Raw genomic sequence first — 26,921 nt, 5'->3', positions numbered from 1 at the left:
ATGCGCGTACCCTCATTAATTTTGACTAATTTGGTCCCTAATTTAAAATATCTCCTTAAATTTAATAGATTGTGATTTACATAAGGTGTAAGGTAAACCATAATCATTTGAGATGCTTTAAGTTTTATCGAAGATGGTGTATCCAATGAAACGCATATTTATTTTAATTTTTGTATTATTTTCTTTTTCTAGTTTCTCCCAGGAAAATAAACTCAACTACGTTATTGATTTCATCACAACAAAGCAGGGACTCTCCCATAATTATGTACCCAGTATTGTGAGTGATGATTTGAACATGAAGTGGATGGGTACCGAAAACGGCATCACCAAATTTAACGGCTATGATTATGAATATATAAAGCCAGGTGAACCCTATGAGGCCCTGTTGAATGAAAATATTGAAGTGTTGTTTATGGACAAGGCGTCTAATTTATGGATAGGAACCAAAAGCGGGGGGCTGTCTTATCTGGATATTAAAAATAACTACATTAAGAATTATAATAATGTCATTGATCTGGCCAATGAGGGTGACTTGAGAATTACGGCCATTTCACAAGATAAAGATGGACACATTTGGGTGGGTACCTGGCAAAACGGTGTTTTTGTCATTGATCCTGAGCATGAGGTTCTCATAAAGCAATATAAGTTTTATCAGGCCATATATAGCATAGAACGGGACTTTAACGATAATATGTGGTTTTGTAGTGGTAATAATGCACATGTTTTAGACTGGGAGAGCCAAAATATCATATCCCACAATTTAAGAAGGCAAGTCACCGATTTACTTTCAGATAAAAGTCGTAATAAGGTTTGGATTGGGGTATCCGGTGCCGAATCTAAACTCTACAGTTATAATTACAATACAGGGTCGATTGATGAGTTGGAAACACAGGTGAGTAGTAATTTCTCAAGGAAATTATCTTTGGACCGATACAACAGATTATGGATAGGTACCTGGGGTCAAGGCGTTTACAGGAGTAATGAAAATTTGACCAGATTCAGTAAAATAGATCTGATTTCCAGTAGTTCAGATAAAATAAGCGCCAATTACAATACCATTTTAAGTATACATCACGATAAAAATAACGTGACCTGGTTGGCCACGGCCAATGGAGGTGTGGTGAAATTAATGGAAGGCAATGGGTTTGAAAACGCCGATAAATTCATAAAAGATAAAAACTTAAAGAGCTATTTAAACTGCACGAGTATTTATAAATCGGAAAGTACCCTTTTTGTAGGAACCTTTTACGGACTTTATTATGGAAAAAGTTTCTCGGATTTGTCCCTAATCGAGGACATAGGAGTGGTAAAGGTCAATGTCCTGTATGAACACCAGAATAAGTTATATATCGGTACTGCCGATGGGTTTTACATTTTCGATCTGGCATCCGGGACAATCCTATTTAAATCCAAGGTCAGGTTTAACAAGGTTACTTCGTTTTTAATTGAAGAGAACACGCTTTATATCGGTTCACAGCAATTAGGGCTGGCCATTGTGGATTTAGATCAGTTGGATGATGTTGGCAACTATACGATATATTCTGAAAGACTTCAGAATGAAAACAAAATTGAAAGCGACAGGATAACCTCAATTAAAAAGGACGATTATGGCAATGTTTGGGTAAGCAGCTATAACGGTTTACACTTGTTCGATAGAAATAAAAAAACCTTCATCCATCAATCCCAAATTTTAGATGGGAAATTACCCAGTGTCATTATTAATGCAACAGAGATCAAGGGAAGTACCATTTGGTTGGCTACGCCTAACGGATTGATCAAACTGAACTACAACGGGAACAATCTTATTATTGAGGATGTCATTACCAAAAATGAGGGTCTGAATAGTGATTTTATTTGTTCACTGACTTTTGATGAGAAATCTAATTTATGGTTGAGTACACATACAGAGATTGTAAGATATAATCCCTATGATAAGATCATTATAAGTTATGGAGACATCAATGGTGTGCGTTCGACGTCCTTTAACAATAAAAGTTTTTTTAATTACAAAAATGAAATCATCTACTTTGGCGGAATCGATAATGTCACGTTTTTTAATCCCGGAAACATCAAGGATTTTATTACCGTTCCGGAAATCATCTTTACAACCTTGAGGGTCAATAATGAGATCATTCAATATAAACCGGGTCATACCATTTTGGAAAAAAACTTTAATTATGCCAGGAATATAAAATTAACACACAAGGAAGATTTTTTCTCCACCAGATTTGTTTCCAACGATTTTTTGGGTAAGCTCAATATTAAGTACAAATATGTATTGGAGGGCTATCAGGATGAATGGATAGATTTACAGAATAGGAATGAAATTAATTTTGCCGGGCTTTCCCCCGGGAAGTATACCCTTAAAGTTATTGCTTCCAGGGATAACCAGTATTGGAGCGATCCCAAGACCCTGGAGATCACCCTACTGGGCTCACCATGGTTGAGTACTCTAGCCCTGGTGATCTATGGGCTCCTTATTGGAGGCATAGCCACTTACTTAATACGTTCCAACAATTACAAATTAAAGCTACAGAATAAACTGGAAATTGCGAGGATAGACAAGCAAAAGGACATGGAACTTACCGAGGCCAAACTAAACTTTTTCACCAATATCTCACATGAGTTTCGAAGCCCCTTGTCCTTAATTATAGGTCCCATTAAAGAATTATTGGATATAGAGCATCTGCCTGCCAAAGTCAAAAAAAATCTGCATTACATTGACAAGAACACCAATCGGCTGCTCAACCTTATTAATCAGCTTTTGGATTTTAGAAAAGCCGATCACGGATTACTTAAACTAAGTGTTTCCCAGGGGAATTTTGTCCGATTTTCCAGAGAGGTCTTTTTGTACTTTAAGGAAGCCGCTAAGGCAAAACGGGTAACCTATAAGTTTCAGTCGAACCATGACGACATTATGTTTCCATTTGATAGAAACAAGATGGAAATTGTGTTGTGCAATATTTTATCCAATGCCATAAAGTACACGAATTCTGGCGATACCATTGAGATGCAAATAGATCAGGATTCCGAGTATTGTATTATATCCATAGCGGATACCGGTATTGGGATGCAGGCTGAAGATATGGAAAATATATTCGATCGGTTTTTCCAAATCAAATCGGCCAATACGGCAAGAATGATAGGGAGTGGAATTGGTCTGTCCTTTTCCAAAAAGATCATTGAGTTGCACCACGGCAGTATTTCGGTAAAAAGTAAGCCCAATGAAGGGACTACATTTACGATTACATTGACCATGGATCCCAAACAATACAAGGGTGCTGTGGATGAAAATTTTATGACTTCCGATAATATTAAAGGGTATAACACCTTCGAGATACCCGAAAATGTGGAAAACCTGAGTCTAAAGGCCAATGAACACACCGTTCTTGTTATCGATGACAATCCCGATATCCTGACCTATTTAAAGGATATACTGGCAGATACGTATAATGTACTTCAAGCCGATAACGGTGACATGGGGTATCAAAAAGCATCCTCAGAAATACCGGATCTAATCATTAGCGATATCATGATGCCGGGAAAGGATGGGATCACCCTGTGTAAAGAATTGAAATCTCAAATCACGACCTCACACATCCCTATTATTTTATTAACGGCCAGAACCTCTACGGTTTTCGAAATAGAAGGCCTTAAAACCGGGGCCGATGATTACGTGAGTAAACCTTTTAATGCCAAAGTCATTAAAGCGAGGATTGAAAGTTTATTGGAAAACAGGGAAAAATTAAGAGCCCATTTCGTAAACAAAGTGCGTTTTGAACCTACAGCGGCATCCATAGAACATGATGCCGATACGGAAAACACCTTTATCCATAAGGCTATTTTATTGGTAGAAAATAATTTGGACAACCCTAATTTTGGGATTGATGATTTGGTTGATGCCTTGTATATGAGCCAATCGACCTTATACCGAAAAATAAAATCGTTAACCGGGTTGTCATTAACGGCCTTTATCCGTTCCATTCGCTTAAAAAAATCGGCACAACTTATTTTATCGACAGATTTGAACTTAAATCAAATTGCCTATGATGTCGGATTTAATGATTACAAGTACTTTAAAAACTCCTTCAAAAAACAGTTCAATTGTGTGCCTTCAAAATATAAGGAACTTATCAATACCTAAAACGCTTCTCGATACAAAGGCGTTACTGTATTAGGGTATTGGATGTATTGTCAGTTCGAGTGATTTTTTGCCAAAAAAATCGTATCGAGAACTATGGTCTGGGAATGCTTCTCGATAAAAATTTGTTCCACTGCGTTTCACAAATTCACTCGAAGAGACAAAGGAGTTACTGTATTAGGGTATTGGATGGATTGTCAGTTCGAGTGATTTTTTGCCAAAAAAATCGTATCGAGAACTATTGTTTTGGGATGCTTCTCGATAAAAATGTGTTCCACTGCGTTTCACAAATTCACTCGAAGAGACAAAGGAGTTACTGTATTAGGGTATTGGATGGATTGTCAGTTCGAGTGATTTTTTGCCAAAAAAATCGTATCGAGAACTATTGTTTTGGAATGCTTCTCGATAAAAATGTGTTCCACTGCGTTCCACAAATTCACTCGAAGTGACATAGGGGTTGTTATTTAATTCAAGGTAATGGACTGTCAGTTCGAGTGATTTTTTGCCAAAAAAATCGTATCGAGAACTATGGTCCGGGGACCCTTCTCGATAAAAATGTGTTCCACTGCGTTCCACAAATTCACTCGAAGTGACATAGGGGTTGTTATTTAATACAACGTGCTGTATTGTCAGGTCGAGTTTTTTTTTGCCAAAAAAATCGTATCGAGAACTATGGTCCGGAATGCTTCTCGATAAAAATGTGTTCCACTGCGTTTCACAAATCCACTCGAAGAGACAAAGGAGTTACTGTATTAGGGTATTGGATGGATTGTCAGTTCGAGTGATTTTTTGCCAAAAAAATCGTATCGAGAACTATTGTTTTGGGATGCTTCTCGATAAAAATGTGTTCCACTGCGTTCCACAAATTCACCCGAAGTGACAAAGGAGTTACTGTATTAGGGTATTGGATGGATTGTCAGTTCGAGTGATTTTTTGCCAAAAAAATCGTATCGAGAACTATGGTCCGGAATGCTTCTCGATACAAATTTGTTCCACTGCGTTCCACAAATTCACTCGAAGTGACATAGGGGTTATTATTTAATTCAAGGTAATGGACTGTCAGTTCGAGTGATTTTTTGCCAAAAAAATCGTATCGAGAACTATGGTCCGGAATGCTTCTCGATACAAATTTGTTCCACTGCGTTCCACAAATTCACTCGAAGTGACATAGGGGTTGTTATTTAATTCAAGGTAATGGATTGTCAGTTCGAGTGATTTTTTGCCAAAAAAATCGTATCGAGAACTATGGTCCGGAATGCTTCTCGATACAAATTTATTTCATTTCATTCCATAAATCCACTCGAAGTGACAAAGGCGTTACTGTATTAAGGTATTGGATGTATTGTCAGTTCGAGTGATTTTTTGCCAAAAAAATCGTATCGAGAACTATGGTCCGGAATGCTTCTCGATACAAATTTATTTCATTTCATTCCATAAATCCACTCGAAGTGACATAGGGGTTGTTATTTAATACAACGTGCTGTATTGTCAGTTCGAGTTTTTTTTTGCCAAAAAAATCGTATCGAGAACTATGGTCCGGAATGCTTCTCGATACAAATTTGTTCCACTGCGTTCCACAAATTCACTCGAAGTGACATAGGGGTTGTTATTTAATTCAAGGTAATGGACTGTCAGGTCGAGTGATTTTTTGCCAAAAAAATCGTATCGAGAACTTTGGTTTTGGTATGCTTCTCGATAGTCCTACTGAGCGCAGTCGAAGTACAAATGTGTTTCACTGCGTTCCATAAATCCGCTCGAAGTGACAAGCAACTCATAGATTCAACCAGGTGCTATTAAAGGCCATTTTCACTGGGATTGCATTATTTAAACCCCTAATTGAATTATATCACCTGCCGATTCATTTCAAATGGTTACATCTTTGTAAAGAGGCTAAATGTCCTCGTAAAATTATAACTCAAACTAATAACTAACGCTTAAAATTTATGAAAACATTACTCATTTACGTTCTGTTGCTGATTCCACTTGGACCCATGGCATTTTCTCAAAATGCCATCTCCGGAATGGTAACAGATGAAAGTGGTTTTCCGCTTGCCGGTGCAAACATTATTGAAAAAGGAACTTCAAATGGAGCCCAGACCGATTTTGATGGGAATTACGCCTTGACCGTTTCTAATAATGCTGTACTGGTGGTTTCTTATATTGGATATCTTACCAAGGAAATACCGGTAAGCAATCAAACCACAATTAACATTGTATTACAAGAAGATATTGCAGCTCTTGATGAAGTTGTTGTAGTGGGATATGGTACCCAAAAGAAGGTCAACTTAACAGGTTCAGTAGAAATGGTAACCTTTAAGGATGAAGTCAATCAGCCGGTTACGAATGCCGGGCAACTTTTATACGGTCGATTTTCAGGAGTGCAATTAACACAAACTTCCGGTAATCCCGGTGCCGATGGATCCAGTATTACCATTCGAGGTATTGGTACCTTTGGAGGCCAAGCACCTCTGGTAGTGATTGATAACATCCAGTATGACGATCTTGCGGCCTTTAACAGCTTAGCACCCTCAGATATTGAAAGTATCACGGTTCTTAAAGATGCAGCGGCACTTTCTATTTATGGATCGCGTGCTGCAAATGGTGTTGTTTTAGTGACGACGCGTAAAGGTGAAGCGGATAAATTTGAAATAAGCTACAATAGCTACTATGGGGTTCAGGACGCCACTGTTAAACCCGATTTTTTAGGGTCTTATGATTACGCCATCTTAATGAATGAAAAATTCAGAAATGAGGATGGCCCCGGTTTTTTACCGCGATATACGGAAGAGCAATTAGAGGCTATTCGAACAGGTTCTTCACCAAATTATTTTGCCGATACCGATTGGGCAGATGCCGTATTAAGAACGGCATCCATACAGAATCATAACCTGTCGTTCTCTGGGGGTAGCAAAAAGTCAACCTACCGCGTGTCTCTTGGTTATTTAGGTCAAGACGCTATTGTAAAAAGTAAATTTAAATATGAACGCTATAATTTAAGCTTCAATATCAATTCGAAAGTTAAAGACTGGTTTAAAATAAGTAGCGTTACCAATGCCTTTTGGAGTCATAATGAAGGGCCAACCGGTGGCCAAAATGCCTTTAGTGGCGATAATGGTATTATATTCCAATTCCAAAGGTCATCCCCGACCATTCCATTATTTTACAGTAACGGAGACTATGGTGTTGCCGATGGCGCCTGGATGAACACTAACGCTTCCCTGCCAACTACAAATGCTTTAAGACGTGGTTTTTTAGGAAATTATGAAAATGACAATATCAATATCAGTCAAAGAATAGGAGCCACAATTAATCTATGGAAGAACCTAAGCTTCGAAACAAGTGGAAGTGCGAACATCATCTATAGAAACACCTCAGATTTCAGTCCACGTCAATTGCAACTTAACTATGATGGTGATATCGTGATCCAAGGACTTAACAACAATTTAGATAACTCAACAAACTTTGAGTATACCTTATTAACAGAGAATATCTTAAGGTATAATAAAACCTTTAACAAGGCGCATAATTTTGGAGCCTTATTCGGGTATTCCGCGACCTACATCAAAAATGACGGTTTCAGTGGCACTTTAAGTGGTTTTCCAACGGATAATATTGAAGAATTCAACGGTGGCGGTATTTTAGACCCTGCTGTATCCGGGGGCGCTTATGTGGATACCTGGCAATCTTTTTTTGGAAGATTACAATACAACTACAAAGAAAAATACCTTTTTGAATTTAATTTAAGACGCGACGGGTCATCACGATTTGGACCGGATAACGCCTATGGTAATTTCCCATCAGCTTCTGCCGCTTGGAGACTATCCCAGGAGAATTTCTTAAAAGACGTTGATGCGATTAGCAACTTGAAACTTAGAGCGAGTTGGGGTATTACGGGTAACGACAGAATTGGCAGAAACATTTGGGAACAAACCTATAACCCAAATCAAGATTATGTATTAGGTGACGATACAAGCGTTGTAGGATTGGCCATAACCAGTTTGGCGAACGCAACCATCAGATGGGAAGAGACCGAGCAATTGGATATCGGTTTAGACTTCAGCCTTTTGAATAATAAAATTGAGCTCGTAGCCGATTATTTTAAACGGGACAGCAGAGATATCCTTTATACGAATTTCCCGGTTCCAAACACCCTTGGGGTTACCAATCTAGGCGCACAAAATGCTGCCTCTATGGTGAATGAAGGGTTGGAAATTAGCTTAAATTACAGAGGAAACATCGGAGAGGCCAGTTTTAGTGTTGGCGGTAATATGACCAAGTTCTTGAAAAATGAGGTTACCGGACTAGGTGACGGTGGAGAAGAAACTATTTCTGGTAATGATATTATCAGGATAGGCGTACCTTTTAGATCTTATTTTGGATATAAGGCCATTGGTGTATTCCAAAGTTTAGAGGAAATAGCCAATTCGCCAACACAATTCGGAAATCAGAACACGGCTCCGGGTGATCTGAAGTATGCTGATGTCTCCGGTCCTGAAGGTGTTCCTGACGGTGTGGTAGATCAAGATGACAGAACAATCATTGGTAATCCTAATCCGGACCTGTTGGTAAATTTCAACGGATCCATAGCATACAAAGGGTTTGATCTTAATGTCTTACTTCAGGGCGTCAGTGGTGTAGACCGCCTCTTGATGGGTAATGGTAATTTGCCAATGCCTGATAACCGAAGTAATGTTCTGACCTATTGGATCAATCGCTGGACGCCGGAAAGCCCCAGTACCAATTTACCCAGAGTTGGAGGCATCGGTAATGAGCGGGTTTCGTCATTCTATATTCAGGATGTTTCCTACCTAAGAGTAAAATCTTTAGAATTAGGATACTCGCTACCGAAAGATGCTCTTGATAAAATTAATATATCCAAATTGCGTGTATTCTTAGGAGCGCAGAACTTATTCACTTTTACAGGATTACAATATTTTGACCCTGAGGGTGCAAGAGGTAGTCAAAGTAACAGAAATGCACCACTTTACAAAACTGTAACCTTTGGTATCAACTTAAAAATTTAAAAAATGAAAAAGATAGTATTATTAATATGTATAGTATTCACATTTAGTTGCAATGATGACTATTTGGAAACGCCCTCATTAACTCAGGTAGCCGAGGGTAATTTTTGGCAGAGTGAAGAAGATGCTTATTTGGCATTGAATGGGGTGTATTCACAACTTCAATCTAGATCCATTTATGGTGGATGTTTAAACTGCTGGCAAGGATTTCCGGGATTTGATGGTCTTGGTGATAATGCCTTTAACCAATACAAATGGGAAGGTCCCGGAATTTTCATGGAAGGCAATTATGATCCTTCCAGAGGACAATTCACAGCCGTTTGGAACGACCATTATCGAGGTATTGCCAGAGTAAACGCCGTAATTAAAAATGTAAAAGACATATCTGAAGATCTGATCCCTGCAGAGAATAAAGAAGCCTTGTTAGGACAGGCCTACTTTTTAAGAGCCCTCATGTATTTCAATTTAGCCGTATTTTGGGAGGATGTTCCACTAATTACCGAGCCACAGACTCTGGAAACAGCGTATGTTGCTAAGAATACTTATGCCGAAGTTACCGAACAGATCAGAGAAGACCTATTTTACGCTATTGGAACCCTTCCTGAAAGTTATCCGGCCAACTTATACGGTTATGCCACCAAAGGTGCGGCTTTAGGGTTGTTTGCCCGTGTACAACTCTATAATAAGCAATATGATGGTCCAACCGGAGTACTCGCCCTTACGGAGCAAGCTATGGGACTGGGATATTCCCTCCACCCTGATTATGCAGCCTTATTTAAGCCTGAAAACGAGACTTCTCCTGAAATCGTATTCTCCGTGCGCTTTTTAAGAGGCCCGGACACCAACAATGGTGAGATTTTTTCCGGAACCTATGGAGGATCACCAAAAGTGGATCAGCGTCCCATGCCGAATCTGGTGAACGACTACTATTGTACTGATGGTTTACCAATAACAGAATCGCCGCTCTACGATCCTAGTAATAAAGGGTTAAACAGAGATCCAAGAGCTAATGGTACGATATACTTTGTAGGCGATCAGTATTTCGACAATCCTGTTCGAAACTTTAGAGGGAACTCACCAACAGGATTTGGTATGCGCAAGTATATAAGAACAGGCCCCGATGCCGATGGAAACGGTTCAGCATCAGAGGGGTCTCAGGACTTTTATGTGATCCGATATGCCGACATCATATTGATGCGTGCTGAGGCAATGGCTGAAACAGGTGATGTTGCAGGAGCTATGGCGATGGTGAATCAAGTAAGAGCTCGTGTAAACATGCCGAGTGTCGAAACCGTAGAAGGTGCTGTAGGACAACAGGAAATGATCGATATCGTGCGTCATGAGCGACGTGTTGAATTAGCCCTGGAAGGCTTGCGATTTATGGACCTGAAACGCTGGGGAGAAATTGAAGAAGCATTCAACAGAGCGATTGCAGATCCCGTTGGACCTTATAACCCTCAATATTTAGGACCACGATCTGAAGTATTCCCCATTCCGCAAGACGAAATTGACGTTAATCCGAATTTAGTTCAACATCCGGTATGGCAATAATTAATTTAAAAACACTTAAAAAGATGAAAAAGTATATATCGATAATCATATTTTCACTGCTTCTAATAGGTTGCGAAAAGAACGTCATAGGAGATTTTGGAGGCGAGGCTACCGCTCCTTTAGCATCTGATCAAGGGTCGGATCTTATTTCTGATGAAGCCAAATTAAAAAAGAAAGGCGCTTCTTTCACCAGCGGAGGTAAAGATTGGTCCTATAAGACCAGCGACCTTAAAGCCCATTGGATGTATAGCTGGGGAAGATTACCTCAAGAGGAAATGCCGGCAAATGTAGAGTTCGTACCGATGTTCTGGGGTAAAGGATCTGTGAAAGACGAGAACCTTGCTGCTGTAAAGCAATATATTGACGATGGTTCAGTAAAGTATGTTTTAGGTTTTAACGAGCCGGATGGTGCAAAGCAGGCAAACATGTCCGTTGACGAAGCCATTTCCCTATGGCCACAATTGGAAACTTTAGGTGTTCCTTTGGGATCTCCAGCAACTGTAGATCCTCTGAATGGTTGGATGGATGAATTCATGAGACGAGTTGACGAATTGGGGTTACGCGTAGATTTTATAGCGGTTCATAATTACGGAGGTCCGAATGCTTTAAGTTTGATCAATAAACTGAAAAACACCTACAACGCTTACAACAGACCCATTTGGATCACAGAGTTTGCCGTAGGGGATTGGTCTGCCACCTCACCAGAAAACAATAGGCACAGTGACCAGGAGGTTCAGGATTTTATGAAGGAGATCTTACCGGCACTGGACCAGATCGATTATATCCATCGTTATTGCTGGTTCCCTTCCAATCTGGAATCAGCTGCCCTCACAAGCTCTGCGCTTTTTGACGGAGAGTCTAATCTCACACAATTGGGAAATATTTATGCCAACCACAGTCCTAATCTGGAAATAGGACCGGGCCAAGACACCGACTACGTACCCCCTGTGGATGAGGGACAGTTGATTATAAACGGAGGCTTTGAATCAGGAAGTACAGACCCCTGGGGAGGCTTTAAAAACCGAACATCAAGACAAAATCCAAAAACAGGGAACTACTGTGGTGAAGTTGAGAATGGTGATGGATCCTTACTCACTGTAGCGCCGGTGGAGGCTGGAAAGACCTATGTTTTTAAGTTTTCCTCAAGATGGTCAGAAACCGTTGCGAGCTCATTCGGTCCCATGTTCAGGAATAATGATGGTAATGCACTTTTACTCAGACTGGATGATGTGCCACTAGGCGATACATGGGCAGATACCGTTTTTGAATATATGGTACCTGATGGGGTTAGCGAATTAAAGATCGTTTTCTACAAAGGAAAAGGAGTCCCTCCATTCTTTTTGGATGATGTCTCACTGAAGGAAAAGCAATAAAAATAAATATTAAGGGTGTGGCCTAAAGGGTGCTATACTATATAGGGCTACACCTCTTTATTACATAATTAATTAACCAGTAAATTATATTGACATGAAAAAAATTACATTAATTATTGGATTGCTATCCATTTCATTTGGTTTTACACAGGAGCTTATCACTGATGGTGGTTTCGAAGATGAAAACATTTCAGGAGCATGGTATAATACAGGCGCAGCTTTATCTTTTCCTAATAATGGTACAGCTTATTCAGGTGCTATAAGAGCTAATTTAGGTAATGAATTTGGAACCATTAGACAAGATATATCACCTACCCTGGGAATAGAATATACGGTTACTTTTTGGTGGAGATTTAACAGAGGTGATTCCACAACACCCGGTTATGTAACAATAAAAGATAATTCCGATAATTCAAACGTTGGTGGACCTGAGACATTAACTGAAGGGACAGACACTTGGACCAAAACAACGTTGATATTTACTTCATCTACTGCTACGAATCTTCGTTTTCAGGTATTTAAGGACAATCGAAATAGCGTAGTTCCAGAATCCACTAACAATGCAATGTGGTTCGATGAAGTTAGCATAGTTCCAACGAGTTCATTATCTGTTAAGGGATTGGAACAGTTTAGCTTTGGAACCTATCCAAACCCAGCAAAAGAGAAACTGTATTTATCTGCTGAAGAAAACATTGGCAAAATAGAAATTTATAGCATACTAGGTCAGCAAGTTATGAATAAAGCTATTAACAGCGATCATGCCGAAATAAATATAGCCGACTTATCCAATGGAATCTATATAGTAAAGGCCTTTATCGAGGACGCTATTGGGTCTTATAAATTTATAAAACAATAAATAACATTAAAACGGAGGTTTCCAACAGGCCATAGAATCAATATAGAATAAAGCAATAAGTTTAAGCTAAATCAAATTAAAATGGTAAAAAACATCCTTATTTATGGCTTTTTCTTTGCTTTGGTCTCCTGTGTAAATTCAAAAACAAAGGCGGACCAACCCGCTCTAACCGTCAATACAACCCATGCCAATATCGAGGAACAAAAACCCAATGTCATTGTCATTTTGGTTGATGATGCGGGATACGTGGATTTTGGATTTATGGGGAGTCAGGATTTGGAGACCCCCCATATTGATCGTCTGGCTCAATCGGGGGTTGTTTTTACCGATGCGCATGTGAGCGCTACCGTGTGCGCGCCTTCCCGGGCGGGCCTCATGACCGGACAATACCAACAGCGATTTGGTTTTGAGGCCAACCATACGGGTGATGAGCAGTCCGGGGATATTGGCTTATCGGATGATGTGCTGACCCTGGCTGATGTTTTTAAGAAAAATGATTATAAAACCATAGCCATCGGGAAATGGCATTTGGGAGAAACCGCATCCGATCATCCGAATCAGAGAGGCTTCGATGAATTTTTTGGCTTTTTGGCCGGAAGCCGGTCGTATTTCCCTATGAAAAACCCTTCTCAAACCCATGCCATTCAGGAAAATGGAGAGCGGGTAGAATTTACGGGTTACCTGACCGATGTCCTCGGCGATCGTTCGGTGCGTTTTGTGAAAGAGAACAAGGATCAGCCCTTTTTTATGTATTTGGCCTACAATGCCGTACATACCCCTATGCAGGCTAAAGAAGCGGACTTAAAACGCTATGAACATCATCCGAGACAACACCTTGCTGCAATGACCTGGAGTTTGGATGAGAACATTGGAAAACTTCAAAATACCTTGGAGTCCCTTGGCTTATTGGACAATACCCTTATTTATTTTTTAAGCGATAATGGAGGTGCAAATAACAACGATTCAAATAATGGATATTTAAAGGGATGGAAAGGCAATGAGTTTGAAGGGGGGCATCGTGTGCCCTTTTTTGTAAGTTGGCCCGGTCGCTTAAAGGCGAACCAACGATTTGATGGCTTAACCTCTTCATTGGACATTTTTCGTACGTCAATGGCTGCTGCAGATATTCAAAAAGATGATGATCTGGTCTTGGATGGCGTTAATTTATTACCCTATCTGGAAGGGAAAATGTTCGGTAATCCGCATGACGATCTCTACTGGAGAAAGTTAGAGGAATCGGCGGCCAGAGCAGGAAATTTCAAACTCATTCATCTGGACGGTTACGGTTCTGTTTTATATGATTTGACCGCTGATTTAGGGGAAACCAAAAACCTCATTCAAGATCAACCTGAAATGTATAATCTGTTGTCAGACCGCTTGTCGAATTGGGAAGACCAACTTATGGAACCCCTATGGCTGGAGGAAAAATCATGGATGCAGGTGACCTATTATATTCATAAGCGCCTTATGCAAAACAAAAAGGTGTTGTATACTTCGCCCACCGAAATGAGCACAGGTACGGCACTGCTGGATGGTCCATCGGATTAAGTTAATGAAGAACGTTTTAAACATGGCCGGGATGACGTTACCTACAATATTTGTAAGACAGACCATTTTGTTTCATCTGTTCAGAGGCCTTATATATGGGTTTTTTATTTTAAGTCAAATCCCGCTTTTCGGAACCAATTATTATGTGCATCCCACCAATGGAAATGATGATCATGACGGATTATCTCAGGTATTGGCATTTAGAACACTGCAGAGGGCCTCGAAAATAAACTTGCAGCCCGGAGATACCTTGTTCTTAGCCTGTGGTCAAAGGTATAGGGGGACACTGAACTTGTCCGGCATGACAGGGACGCAAGACCAACCCATCGTCATTACAGGTATGGTCTGGGCTAATCAAGATAATGACGATCCTCCTGTAATTGACTTCAAAGGGCAGCCCAACGGTATTCTTATAGAAAATTCAAGTTTTATAAGGCTGTCCAACCTGAGGTTAACCGGTAATGGTTATGATAACGAAGATCTAAAGTCCTCCGACATGCGGTGCGGCATCCTGGTAATGAATACCAAGGATCGTATGATGCAGCAAATTAATATGGCCGACATGGTGATCGATACCGTTTTCTATGAAAATGAAGGGTTTCAACGGGGCAAGGACGAGGTCCGAACGGCCAACGGGACCCAAAAATATGGATGGGGGATACGCGTGATCAATCAGGGGAAGGCGGTAATACAACATGTGAAAATTTCCAACTGTTCCATTAGCAACGTGTCGCATACCGGGATAAAACTGACCGGTAATGCAAAAAACATTTCCGAGGTTGACATTCTAAACAATACCGTGACCAAAACTGGGGGTCCCGGAATTCAGATGTCCGGTGTTTCATCGGTATATGTGGCTCATAATACCGTTTCCCACTCCGGGAGTACCGATGACAGCAGGAAATGGGGCAGGGGAAGTGGCCTGTGGACCTGGGGGTCTTCCCATGTGTTGATTGAGAAGAATCAATTTTTATATGCCAATGGTCCGGGGGATTCCGCGGGAGCACACATCGATTTTAATTGTAACGCTATTATTGTACAATATAACATTAGTGCCTATAATGCCGGTGGATTTTGCGAGATCTTAGGAAATAATTACCAGTGTGCCTATCGGTATAACCTGAGTATTAATGATGGCTTTAGGATAAAAGGGGTCGATGGGGCCTTTCAGGAAGGAAAAGTGTTGTGGTTGAGTGGGTATCAGGGTAAGCGCAAAGAAAGGAAGGGGCCGGTAAACACTTATATTTATAATAATACCATTTATACCGATACCACCATGGTCGCCAAAATAGCCATTGATAATACGAGCAAGGGTGTGCTTATTGCGAATAATGTGTTTTACCTGGAGGGCGGGGCAAAAACGGTATTGGGGGATCAGTACAAACCCGAGGTGTCCTCCAGGCGTCGTGTCAAAGATGTATTTTTTAAAAACAACCTTTTTCTAAATCCCGACAATTGGCCCGTGGAATCCGGTATTAGGGATGTTGCCCCTCTGTATGGGGATCCTCAATTTGTGAATAAAGGCGGGATAGACGCTCAGGATTATGTGCCTAAAAATAAGGGTTTAGTCAAGAACAAAGGCATTTATATCCCATTATTACCCAATGACACCATAGGGTTAGGGTCTGCTCTTGATCTTAAAAAGGACCTCTTGGGAAGGACCATCCAAGGTAAGCCGAGTATAGGGGCTATAGACCCTTAGTTAGACTCGAGATTGCTGTCTTTACCCAAAGAGGGAACAAGAAAGATGAATGTCCCTTGTTCCTCCCTTGTTTTAAGGGAGGTGGCTAAAGGTGTAAACCTTTAGACGGAGGGTTTAGAAATAGGCTTAATAATATTGATCATTTAAATCGAACTCCCCTTTCTCCAATTACATAGCCTACCCGCCAGCTCGCCCCATCGCTAAATCTATCCGCCGGATAGATTTCTAACGCTCGGTCGCCCTTGTTTATAAGGGAGGTAGCTAAAGGTGAAAACCTTTAGACGGAGGGTTTAAAAAAACATTATTCTTGAATTTCCCTGTCATTCAGAGCGGAGTGAAACGCAGCGAAGCATCTCGCTTTCATTCGACAAGATTCTTTAGTCGGTCGTAAACGCCCTTCTTCAGAATGACATTACTGTCATTCAGAACGCGCATAGCGAAGAGAAGAATCTCAACATCATGGAACCGGAGTTTTTACTTTTGGAGGTGTTCATTTTTTTGCTTGTCCAAAAAAATTGAACCTAAACCTGCCTGCCATCCGCCAGGTAGGCAGGAAAGGACACCAATAGTAGGAATTTCACCTTCGGTGAACCAAGCTCAAAACTTGGCGTCGCTTAGCTCCTGAATTCCCAAGCTTTTGAGCTTATATTCTTACTATTGGGTCGTTGCAATCCAGATTAGAACTTTTAAATCAAGAGGGGAGCAAGAAAGATTAATATACCTTGTTCCTCCCTTGTTTTAAGGGAGGTGGCTAAAGGTGTAAACCTTTAGACGGAGGGTTTGGAAATAGGCTTAATTAAATCAAACTCCCCTTTCTCCCACTTATCAGTGGGATTCATTCCCCTCTTTACCCAAAGAGGGGAGCAAGTGGGTTTCATAAACCTGGGTAATTTTAAATCAAACTCCCCTTTCTCCAATTACATAGCCTACCCGCCAGCTCGCCCCATCGCTAAATCTATCCACCGGATAGATTTCTAACGCTCGGTCGTCCTTGTTTTAAGGGAGGTGGCTAAAGGTGTAAGCCTTTAGACGGAGGGTTTAAAAAAACAATATTCTTGAATTTTCTTGTCATTCAGAGCGGAGTGCAGCGAAGTGAAGAATCTCAACATCATGGAACCGGAGTTTTTACTTTTGGAGGTGTTCATTTTTTTGCTTGTCCAAAAAAATTGAACCTAAACCTGCCTGCCATCCGCCAGGTAGGCAGGAAAGGACACCAATAGTAGGAATTTCACCTTCGGTGAACCAAGCTCAAAACTTGGCGTCGCTTTGCTCCTGAATTCCCAAGTTTTTGAGCTTATATTCTTACTATTGGATCGTTGCAATCCAGATTAGAACTTTTAAATCAAGAGGGGAGCAAGTGGGTTTCATAAACCTGGGTAATTTTAAATCAAACTCCCTTTCTCCAATTACATAGCCTACCCGCCAGCTCGCCCCATCGCTAAATCTATCCGCCGGATAGATTTCTAACGCTCGGTCGCCCTCTTTATCTCAAGAGGGGAGCAAGTGGGTTTCATAAACTTGGGTAATTTTAAATCAAACTCCCCTTTCTCCCACTTATCAGTGGGATTCATTCCCCTCTTTACCCAAAGAGGGGAGCAAGTGGGTTTCATAAACCTGGGTAATTTTAAATCAAACTCCCCTTTCTCCAATTACATAGCCTACCCGCCAGCTCGCCCCATCGCTAAATCTATCCACAGGATAGATTTCTAACGCTCGGTCGCCCTCTTCATCTCAAGAGGGGAGCAAGTGAGTTTAATGCTTTTGAGATTTAGACGGAGGGTTTAAAATAAAAAATGAGCGCAAATCTCCTAGAGAAAGGGCGCGATGGGACGCTAAGCCGAAGCGTCGAAAAGGGCCCCATGTCAGATCTTAAATAACAGATAAACCGAAATATGTAGCCAATGGTCTAAAAATCAATACTTGAGGTAGTGTTTTAGGCCCGTCGCTTGTTATATAGGTATAAATCAAGTAATAGATTTAACGCAGCAGCCATGAACTAAGTCCCCAATTATACTTGTCTTATGTTATTGAGCCACATTTTTTTGTGGCTCTTTTTTTTTAAACCCTGTTTCCCGCGGGCTGGGATAAGGCCTTTTTTAATGAATGTGTCATGGAGCCATCCCCGGATATACTTTCCCTTTATTGGTAACTTCCTTTAGTCTCCCGTGTCCTCCCAATCGTCTGTTCTAAAGGGCGATGCGGGGAGTCCTTCTATATTAAAGAGGGTCGCCTCAGGGCAACTTTCAAACGCATAGCGCACAGCAACCGGATCTGGAACCTTCTCTGAGAAAACAGTAACAGTACCATTTCTGTTAACTATTGCCGTAGCCGGATAAAACACCTTATCCTTTCCTGCAATAACGAATCCTTCCAGTTTTTTTCCGAAGCTAATTAATCCATCGTTGCATTCACTAAAATACAGATTTATTTCGCCGTTATCCGTTTTTTCCATCCTTTCGTAAATAGGCCCGGAATAGCTAATCCCTTTAATTCCGTAGTCCTTCGCCAATGCCCAATATGCCAATCGCTCGCCAACGAGGCGCTTTTCGGGCGGGTGTATATACTTACAATCTCCAATATCCAGTGTCACTGCCATCCCTGCATTTTGAACTAATTTTAAGGTTTTTAATTGTTCCTCCCTAACGAAGCCTGCATTTTTGCCTTTATATCCATATGGCGCAATTTGCACGAAATAAAACGGTAGGTCGCCACGTGACCATTGGTTCCTCCATTGTTGAATCATTGCAGCAAATAAAGAGGCATAGTTTGAACTATTTCTATTTGCTTCTCCCTGATACCATAAAAACCCTTTTAGGGTATAATCTTGTAAAGGGTATAGCATACCGTTGAATAATAGGGTATCATACTTTTGAGGTTTGTCCTTGGGAATCTCATTTGGAATTTCAACGTTCTTAAATTCCGAAAGTGTTTCCTCGTCCATCCAGGTCTCTACATTGGAACTTCCCCAGGAGGTATGGATTATGCCTATGGGAATATTTAACAGCTGGTTGATTTTTCTACCAAAAAAATAACCAACCGCACTAAAATCCCTCGAGTTTACCGGATTTGATTTTAACCATGCTCCTGAAATATTTTCGACTGGGGTCAGACTTGGATGGCGCGCTACTGTAAACAACCTTATTTGGTCGTTTGTTGAATTTAAAATGGCTTCATGACTTCCAATAACCGGTTGGCTCTGAAATCCTTTTACGGGCATTTCCATGTTGGATTGCCCCGAGCACAACCATACCTCTCCAATAAGCACATCAGTAAAAACAACCTTGTTGCTTCCTTCAATTGAAACAGAGTAGGGGCCACCGGCTTCAGGGGTTTGTAACTTTACCTTCCATTTGCCCTTGTTATCTGTGGTTGTTGAAGCACTTTCATTCCAACTTCCTGCGACCCTTATGGTCGTATGGGGTTGATCTGTTCCCCAGATGGAAACCATCTCCTGTTGTTGCAGTACCATATGGTCCTTAAAAAGAGGAGGCATCTCCAATTGTGAGTAGACTGCGGTTTGAAAAAGTAATAAACTAATTAGAATTCTCGGGGTTATCATTTTAAACATAATTAAATCTTGGTTTGTATTACGGGTACTTAAAACATCTTATCTTGAATGGTTCAGGGCATCAACTTAGGGCCTTATTAAAAATAAGGCATTCAATCCGGGTACGGTTACCTCATTCGTTTTTATAACTTCACCATTGTTGTATTCCATAACCTCATGTAATGGACCGTCCAATATGCCCTCTGTTGGGGGTGCCGCCTTAAGGCGTCTATAGGAGGTGTCGTGGCCGGATATGCTTTTTAAATCGAATTCCAAGGGGCCAAGTGATGGATTGACCAATACAACCCCATTTTCGAATGCTCGATAAATGCCACAAGGGGCATTATAGACCTTTAGGTTTCGTATGGCAAATTCACCCTGTTCCTGAGCTTCAAGAATAATTCTGAGTTTATTCCCGGACCCTCCCGCATTTCTAAAATAAAACATTTGAGGTGTAAACTTTGCCGTTCCCATAAAGCCGGCCAAATCGTTATATAATCTATGCGTATTCATGGGTTCTGCAGGAAATTCCGGAAGACCTTCCAGTTTTACATTTATTTTTCTGGGAATGAGACTGCCTTGGTCCAGATCTTTAAGGCCTTCTATTGCCATTGCTTCAAAAACCACGACCAAATCGCCCTCTGCCAGTTCTATTTCCGGACCCGGTATGACCAGGGTTTCGTAGGCATCCTCGCTTTTTCCGGTTATATGCAGGGCGTGGTTCTTGACCTGATAATGTGCTTTTTTGAAATTGAACTGTGCAAGCCATTCCTTATTAAAGTGTAACCCCGACCCTTGTAAAAGGTCAGGCGTTTGTGCAAAGGTATAGTGCATCTCACCCAAAGGGTTACCGAGCCAATTTATTTGGTTGAGGGTCCCTCCAACGGCCTCGGGAATAAACAGTGGTGCCGAATACGCGTAGGTTACTCCAAGACATGAGGAAAGCGCCATTCCCATGCGGTGAAGCTGGGTGGAAATTTTAGCATCATCAGGATGTCTCAATTTCGAAGTAATATAACTAAACTGGTATTTGGTAGTGTTGTTCCTATTCCAATACAGGTGTTGGTTTATGGTGCGTGATATTTGTCGGTACCCATCATTATAGCGGCATAATCCTTCGGTTTCCATACCGTTTAAAATGCCGACTGCTCGTTGCATGTCATCACGCCATCCATCGGCGGTGATAATAAAGTCATCGCCCAAGGCCGCCCTAATGCTTTTCAAAAAATCAATATCTCCTGCTCTCCAAATATTTTTGCCATTAACGAAACCCCGGTCGGCTTTACCGTCATTGTTGGTATCCCATGTTCCATGTTTGGATTCAAAATAGTTAACGTCAAAACCAATTCCATCCAGATGGTTTAAAATGCCCTTGTCGCTAAACCAGTTCTTCATTTCATTTACAAAAACATCAGCGGCCGAATGGCCGTTGTCATCCAATGGACAGGCGGTAGAAAGGTTATAATACCACATCAAGTTTCCTCCCCAGAAATCACCTGCTATGGGGGCGATATACGTATTACCTTTTTTAAAGTTTCGTTTTGTCGTATGATACATGCCCCGTTTTAGGGTGATACTGTTCGTTTGGTAATCCACTTTTTTAACGGTAGCGAATTCACAGGTATCCCAAAGGCGATTCCCCTTGTCATCCAATTCTACGAGAATGATATCATGGGGCAGTTTGTCAATGCCTCTATCTCTGCCATGGACGGTGTAGGCTTTTTCGGAAAACAGTTGGGCACGTTCAACGGTAATGGAATTTTGATTTTTATCGATATCGGTTAGGGGAAAGGTGCCTTCTTCGTATATCCAGTGTCCGGGAAAATAGAGCTTGTGCATATTGGGGTCGTTAACAGAGCGCCCCTCTCCGTTTAAGTGAACAAGCATCAGCTTTTCGGGATGTTTTTTGGCATAAATATTGGCCCATTCCGCGATAACGGGAGGCATATCCACTTCTTCCTTTAAGTATTTTTTGGTAATACTATTAAAGTTAATGTGTGCCTTTTCCCAGTATTTATAATCATCGCGAACACCAAGTTTGTCGTTTCGAAACGATAAGGTTTTTGGAAATCCCTTGCTAAAAACATCTTGATTTGCAAAAGTTTTGTTTGGTGCATGTTGAGCAGATATTACCTCAAGCATACAGAAAAAGGGAATAGAAAGGATAAAAGGGAGTGTTTTCATGTCATTATCTTTTAATAAATTTTATGGCAACCCCCAATCACTATGGCTTGATGCAAAAACAACTACTGTGACCAGGAAAAGTTTATGAAAGGGCCTCATACGGATTGGGTTTATCATGATTTGTTTTTGGATGACGGATTCATTCACGCGTATCATCATAATATTTTAGGACTTCGGTCAGGGTATTATTGATGTCTTTTTCTTCCTCAGTCATGTCATCTGTCGCAATGGGATGGTCTTCAAAGACATCGTTTGTCACCTTATAAAATCCTCCTGTTTTATACAATTTATATTCGGTGGTCCGTGCAAATTCCTTAAGATTTGTTCGACTACCGCTCCGGGAATACCAACTGTAGATCCATTCTCTGGGACTTGCTTTCTTACCAAGCAATTGGGATAAAAAACTCCGGCCGTCAATCGTTTCGTCTGCCGACAGGTCAATTTGGGCCGCCTCACAAAGGGTTGGTAAAAGGTCGCTAAAATCAATCAGGTCATGACATTCCTTTGCAGCTTCAATAGTACCGGTCCATTGCACCACAAGGGGCACATGTGTACCATGGTCTGTGGTCTGTCCTTTACCGCCTGGATAGGGATTTCCCCTAAACATCGATACAATGGGTTTATCTGTTCCGTTATCCCCGGTAAATAAAATGATGGTGTTTTCACTCAAACCCAGGGCCTCAATCTTCGAAACCACCTTTCCTACGAGCCTATCCATATACGAGACCATTTCCGGAAAGTAACTGGGTTTTCCTTTGTAATCCAGGGAACCCGGGCTTTCGGGGTCCCAGTCTTCCGATGCCGGTGTTGGCGTAAATGGACAATGCGTCAATAGCATTGGATAATAGGCGAAGAAGGGGTCTTCCTTATTTTTTTCGATGAAGTCACAGATAAAATCACTCACGATATCCGGGCCATATGCGCCGTTTCCAAAGTGTTTTACGGTTCCGTTTATTTCCAAAATAGGATTGGAAAATCGTGTATCATGCCCGTCATCATCAGTTCTTGGCTTTGATTGCTGCCAGAGGCAGGATTGATCAAAACCAAAATGTTGCGGCGAATCCGCTTCTTTCCCTAGCTGCCATTTGCCGGCAATGGCAGTCTTATATCCTGCCTGTTTAAAATAATTTCCAAAGGTGATCTCGCCTCTGTCGAGTTCACCAAATTTCGTGTAATTGCGAACATTGTATTTACCGGTCATGATTTGAACCCTGGATGGCGTACATAGCGGTTGGGCATGGCAGTTTTCAAATCGCATGCCCTGGGAGACCAGCCTGTCGATGTTTGGCGTTTGGTAGGAGGTCCCTCCATTTGCAGAGATACACTCAAACCCGAGGTCGTCCGCCATGATCAAAACAATATTTGGTTTATCAGGTTGAGCCGAAAGGTTCAAATGCCATATCAATATGACCGTAATTTTTAAAAAGCGATGTATCATGTTCTTATTAAAAAATGAAACGTATTACATTAATCATAGCTCGATTATGTTTTTTATTTGTCCAGATGCATTTTGGCAAAGGCCATGTACTGTTCCCAGTCATAATCCGTAACGCCATGGCCTCCGCTGCGTAGGTGATAACCAATCGTATGGTGAATCGGATGGTTCACTTCCGGAAGTTCCGGGCCTGGCAATCCCTTTTTTCCGTACAGTTCATAAACGGGAGTGGCATAATAACCCGCAAGATATTCTCCCTTGGGATCGGCCCAACGGTCCTGTTGGGCACTGGCAATATACACCGGTCTGGGAGCCATTAAGGCAATCAACATATGTTGATCTACAGGTAAATTATCTTCATGATCACTGTATTTTAAAAAATTATCTGAAAACCAATGTGGAAACCTCGTATTGATGATTTTTACCGTTTCACCAAACCTTCTTCTTGATAAAGCGGCTCCCATGCAACCGGAGTTATTTGATATGGCAACATCAATTCTGCTGTCGATGACCCCCGACCACAGGGCCGTTTTACCCAGTCTGGAATGTCCCATGACAATAATCCTGGAATCCCGTGTTAGCGGATTATCTTCGATCACATCGATCACCTTGGTAAGGCCCCAGGCCCAAGCGGATATGGCACCCCATGCGTCACTTTTGGGTTGGTCTTCCCCTACCTCGTAAAAAAGGGGATGAATGCCATTTGAAAAATCATTGAAGTCAGGATCGATATCACCGTAATACACAGTGTAAAGTCCAAAACCATTACCAATGATTCTATCTAATGGAAACATGGCACTGCTCGTTCCTCTTGATGCTTCTGTGGCCCTGTGATCGACAACCCCCACGTTAGGGGCATTCTTTTTCATTCTCACCCATGAGTTGGTGATCGCAATGTTGGGATCATTGTTCACGGACTGATTTCCCCGAAAGTTCGGAACCACAAAAACATGCGGTGCAATGACGCCTTTTGGTAAATAGGCCAGTACCTCGATGACTAGTTTTTTTCCATTGTTCTCAAAGGTCAACTCCCATTGCTGCCTGATTGCCGTATTATTCAAAGCAGTTTCACTGTGATCAACAACTTCAATGGTTGGTTTTAATGCCTTATCGGGTAATTTTCCATAGACTTCCTCAAGGAATACATCCAGTATCTCATTTCGTCTCTCATTTTCCCAATCTGCAAGACTTTGAACCTTCTGTCCATTGTCAAGTTTTAATAGCTCTGGAAGTTCATAGGGCTCAACCAGGCTTTCATCAACGTTGAATATTTCAGGTTGTGCCAAAACAGAACAAATAGGGGCGAGAGTTGCCAAAGTAACGACGCAAATTAGTTTATACATGGATATTATATTTACATACGATTTAATCTTAATTAAATATAAGAATTCTACATAAGTTTTCTTTTTTCATCCCTAAGAAACATTACATTTCTGAACGTAAAACCCTAATACATTGAAATAGCAAACATTGGTCAATGACGTCATGATAGTTGGTCAAAATTAAGTTAGTCCGTAGCGTAGGACAGCTGCCAATGTATCATAATTGCTATCTATTGTAACAAAACACCATTTTTAAAACAGATTTGGTTACCTGCAATGCCGATAGTAGCATAACCGATAGGGTTTATTGGTATTACAACATTAAATTTTGACCAAGGATTTATACGATTTCACCTATAACCGAATCGATTTATTTCTTAATTACTTTTGTATTCAAGGAAGACCGACCATCTGTTAATTTTAAAAAATATATACCTGGTTCAAATGCACTAAAATCAAATTCAGTTTTGTAATTGGATATCACAAATTGAGTTCTCATTCTTCCAAAAACATCCAGAAATTCTGCATTCATGTTCCTAAACAGAGATGGAATGGAAATATTTACATAATGACTCACGGGGTTGGGATAAATATTAATTTTAGAAAACACGTCTTCAGACCTCCCTAAAGCACCCACACAGTCCTCATTATATGCCCCACCGGCGGCGATAGCCTCTTCGGGGGTGTCATGATCCAGACCAAGTGGTTCGTTCCTGATATAGGCATTATCCAAGGTCACGTGGTCTAAACAGATATTGGAGGCCATATCGGTAGCCAAAATGCCTCTGGCAAATCCATTTCTTACCGTGGTGTTTTTTACCCGTCCTCCATCAACGTGAAAAAAGGCAATGTTGTCATCTCCGGGAGAGTCAATATAGCAATCTTCAACGACCATGTTAGTGGATACAGAGTCCCCATCCTGATTCATCTGTGGTCCACCGGAAGGGGTAGACATACATGGTGCCTGACCATCGATAGGATCTTCTCGTTCAATGCGACAACCGTAAAGCCCTACATTGCTGAAACCTCCTCTAACCAGTCCTCGACTGCTATTGCGCCATCTTATATTTCTAAAAACCAGATCGCTACCGCCAGCGAACCAATAAATATGTCCCTCACTTTTTGATTTCACGCCAACATAATCTCCCACACTGTAGTGGTCCAGTACCGTACTGGCGTTATTGAGATAAATACGCCATTCATTGCCTGTTAATTGCTCTGGGTATACGGGAGCATCATTTCTCCATCCCCAGGCCACCTGCTGATTATTGTCCCGAATGACCTGAGGATCCAATGGGTTTGTATTGTCATATTTTCTGAGGTAACGACCGGCGTTAAATCGACCGGCACCACCTTCTACCGCAAATAATTCCAATGGGGAGGGAAACCCCTGTTCAATAGCTAAAACCACCTCACCTGCAGCTACTGATACAACAGTTCCCTGAGTTACGGAGTATTGGGGTCTTGTCATGAACATATCCCTGAATTCAAGATGATAGGTGTCTTTTCCTTTTATCATATCATCATTCTTATCTGTGAAAAGGAGGGTGGTTGCATACATACCGGCACCCTGAAAAATAAGTCTTCCCTGAGCACTTTCACTGAGCAAACCGCCATTAAAATTAATTCCAATGTTTCCGCTACCGTCTATTTCATAGGTGCCTGCATCGATCTGTACAATTATCGTGTCGTTGGGATAGGCTGTAAAGTGATTTCTGGCATCAGCAATGATAGCCGTAAATCCATTCGCATCTACCGCATACAGAGCGTTTAAATTCCAAATAATCTCTGTGGCTGGTACCTGAATGGTAAGTAGGACTGCCAATGCAAGTATAATTTTTGTTTTCATAGCGTATTAAATGTGTCCTTTTCTAACCGGGTATTGATATCCATTTAACAGGATGACCATTGATGACCACCTCCCCAGGTTCGGTCGCAATGTTGATTTACATGAATTTTAGTTGTATAAAATCTCATATTGCCGTTACATACAAAAATTAGAAAGGATGCGATAATAGTACAGCTAAACTACCAATAAGCTGTAAAATGGACCTACCAAATTGTAACAATAAATGCACGGAATGTAACATAAGAGGTAGGCCAGCGCCTGGTTACCAACGCAGCCACTCGAAATTGCCATTGCATTTCTTGATTCAATAGCTGCAATTGCCCTATTCACGTAGGAGGAATTAAAAGGGCCTGATAACTTTTAAGAGCAGCTCATGAGTGCTCTCGTTTTAA

General features: G+C 41.1%; 12 protein-coding genes. 7 read left to right on the top strand and 5 right to left on the bottom strand.

Annotation, left to right across the window (positions count from 1 at the left end; genetic code table 11):
• The first annotated feature begins 145 nt into the window (after positions 1-145).
• From MR054_RS02010 to MR054_RS01980, 7 genes are all read left to right on the top strand, one after another.
• Positions 146-4,144: a hybrid sensor histidine kinase/response regulator transcription factor gene (locus tag MR054_RS02010; protein ID WP_242155654.1), complete on the top strand. Its 3,999-nt coding sequence runs from the start codon at positions 146-148 to the stop codon at positions 4,142-4,144.
• Positions 4,145-6,084: 1,940 nt separating this feature from the next.
• Positions 6,085-9,165 (top strand): SusC/RagA family TonB-linked outer membrane protein, encoded by a 3,081-nt coding sequence (locus tag MR054_RS02005; protein ID WP_242085527.1) that lies wholly within the window; start codon positions 6,085-6,087, stop codon positions 9,163-9,165.
• Positions 9,166-9,168: 3 nt separating this feature from the next.
• Positions 9,169-10,713, top strand: coding sequence for a RagB/SusD family nutrient uptake outer membrane protein (locus MR054_RS02000; protein ID WP_242155652.1), 1,545 nt, complete (start codon positions 9,169-9,171; stop codon positions 10,711-10,713).
• 23 nt (positions 10,714-10,736) lie between these two features.
• The gene (locus MR054_RS01995) at positions 10,737-12,086 is read left to right on the top strand and encodes a glycosyl hydrolase (protein WP_242155650.1); all 1,350 of its coding nucleotides are present in this window, start codon (positions 10,737-10,739) and stop codon (positions 12,084-12,086) included.
• Between the two features lie 94 nt (positions 12,087-12,180).
• Complete coding sequence (locus tag MR054_RS01990; protein ID WP_242085530.1) at positions 12,181-12,942, top strand: T9SS type A sorting domain-containing protein; 762 nt, start codon at positions 12,181-12,183, stop codon at positions 12,940-12,942.
• 81 nt (positions 12,943-13,023) lie between these two features.
• Entirely contained in the window at positions 13,024-14,490 is a 1,467-nt protein-coding gene (locus MR054_RS01985; protein ID WP_242155648.1) for a sulfatase-like hydrolase/transferase, read from the top strand.
• Positions 14,491-14,521: 31 nt separating this feature from the next.
• Complete coding sequence (locus MR054_RS01980; protein ID WP_242155646.1) at positions 14,522-16,192, top strand: right-handed parallel beta-helix repeat-containing protein; 1,671 nt, start codon at positions 14,522-14,524, stop codon at positions 16,190-16,192.
• Between the two features lie 2,155 nt (positions 16,193-18,347).
• On the opposite strand, the gene MR054_RS01975 is transcribed toward MR054_RS01980, so the two are convergent.
• From MR054_RS01975 to MR054_RS01955, 5 genes are all read right to left on the bottom strand, one after another.
• Positions 18,348-19,751 carry a sialate O-acetylesterase gene (locus MR054_RS01975; protein ID WP_242155644.1) on the bottom strand — a complete coding sequence of 468 codons (1,404 nt, stop codon included), beginning with the start codon at positions 19,749-19,751 and terminating at the stop codon, positions 18,348-18,350.
• Between the two features lie 75 nt (positions 19,752-19,826).
• The gene (locus MR054_RS01970) at positions 19,827-21,923 is read right to left on the bottom strand and encodes a hypothetical protein (RefSeq protein WP_242155642.1); all 2,097 of its coding nucleotides are present in this window, start codon (positions 21,921-21,923) and stop codon (positions 19,827-19,829) included.
• A gap of 139 nt (positions 21,924-22,062) precedes the next feature.
• Positions 22,063-23,361, bottom strand: a complete 1,299-nt coding sequence (locus MR054_RS01965; protein ID WP_242155640.1) for a sulfatase family protein — start codon at positions 23,359-23,361, stop codon at positions 22,063-22,065.
• A gap of 53 nt (positions 23,362-23,414) precedes the next feature.
• Positions 23,415-24,701, bottom strand: coding sequence for a glucuronyl esterase domain-containing protein (locus MR054_RS01960; RefSeq protein ID WP_242155638.1), 1,287 nt, complete (start codon positions 24,699-24,701; stop codon positions 23,415-23,417).
• Positions 24,702-25,050: 349 nt separating this feature from the next.
• On the bottom strand, positions 25,051-26,529 hold the full coding sequence (locus tag MR054_RS01955; RefSeq protein ID WP_242155636.1) for a T9SS type A sorting domain-containing protein: 1,479 nt from the start codon (positions 26,527-26,529) through the stop codon (positions 25,051-25,053).
• Positions 26,530-26,921: the final 392 nt, after the last annotated feature.

Origin of the sequence: Aestuariivivens sediminis (genome assembly GCF_022662105.1) — a bacterium.
GTDB classification, from domain to species: Bacteria; Bacteroidota; Bacteroidia; order Flavobacteriales; family Flavobacteriaceae; genus Aestuariivivens; species Aestuariivivens sediminis.
This window is presented reverse-complemented; position numbering and strand designations above follow the sequence as displayed.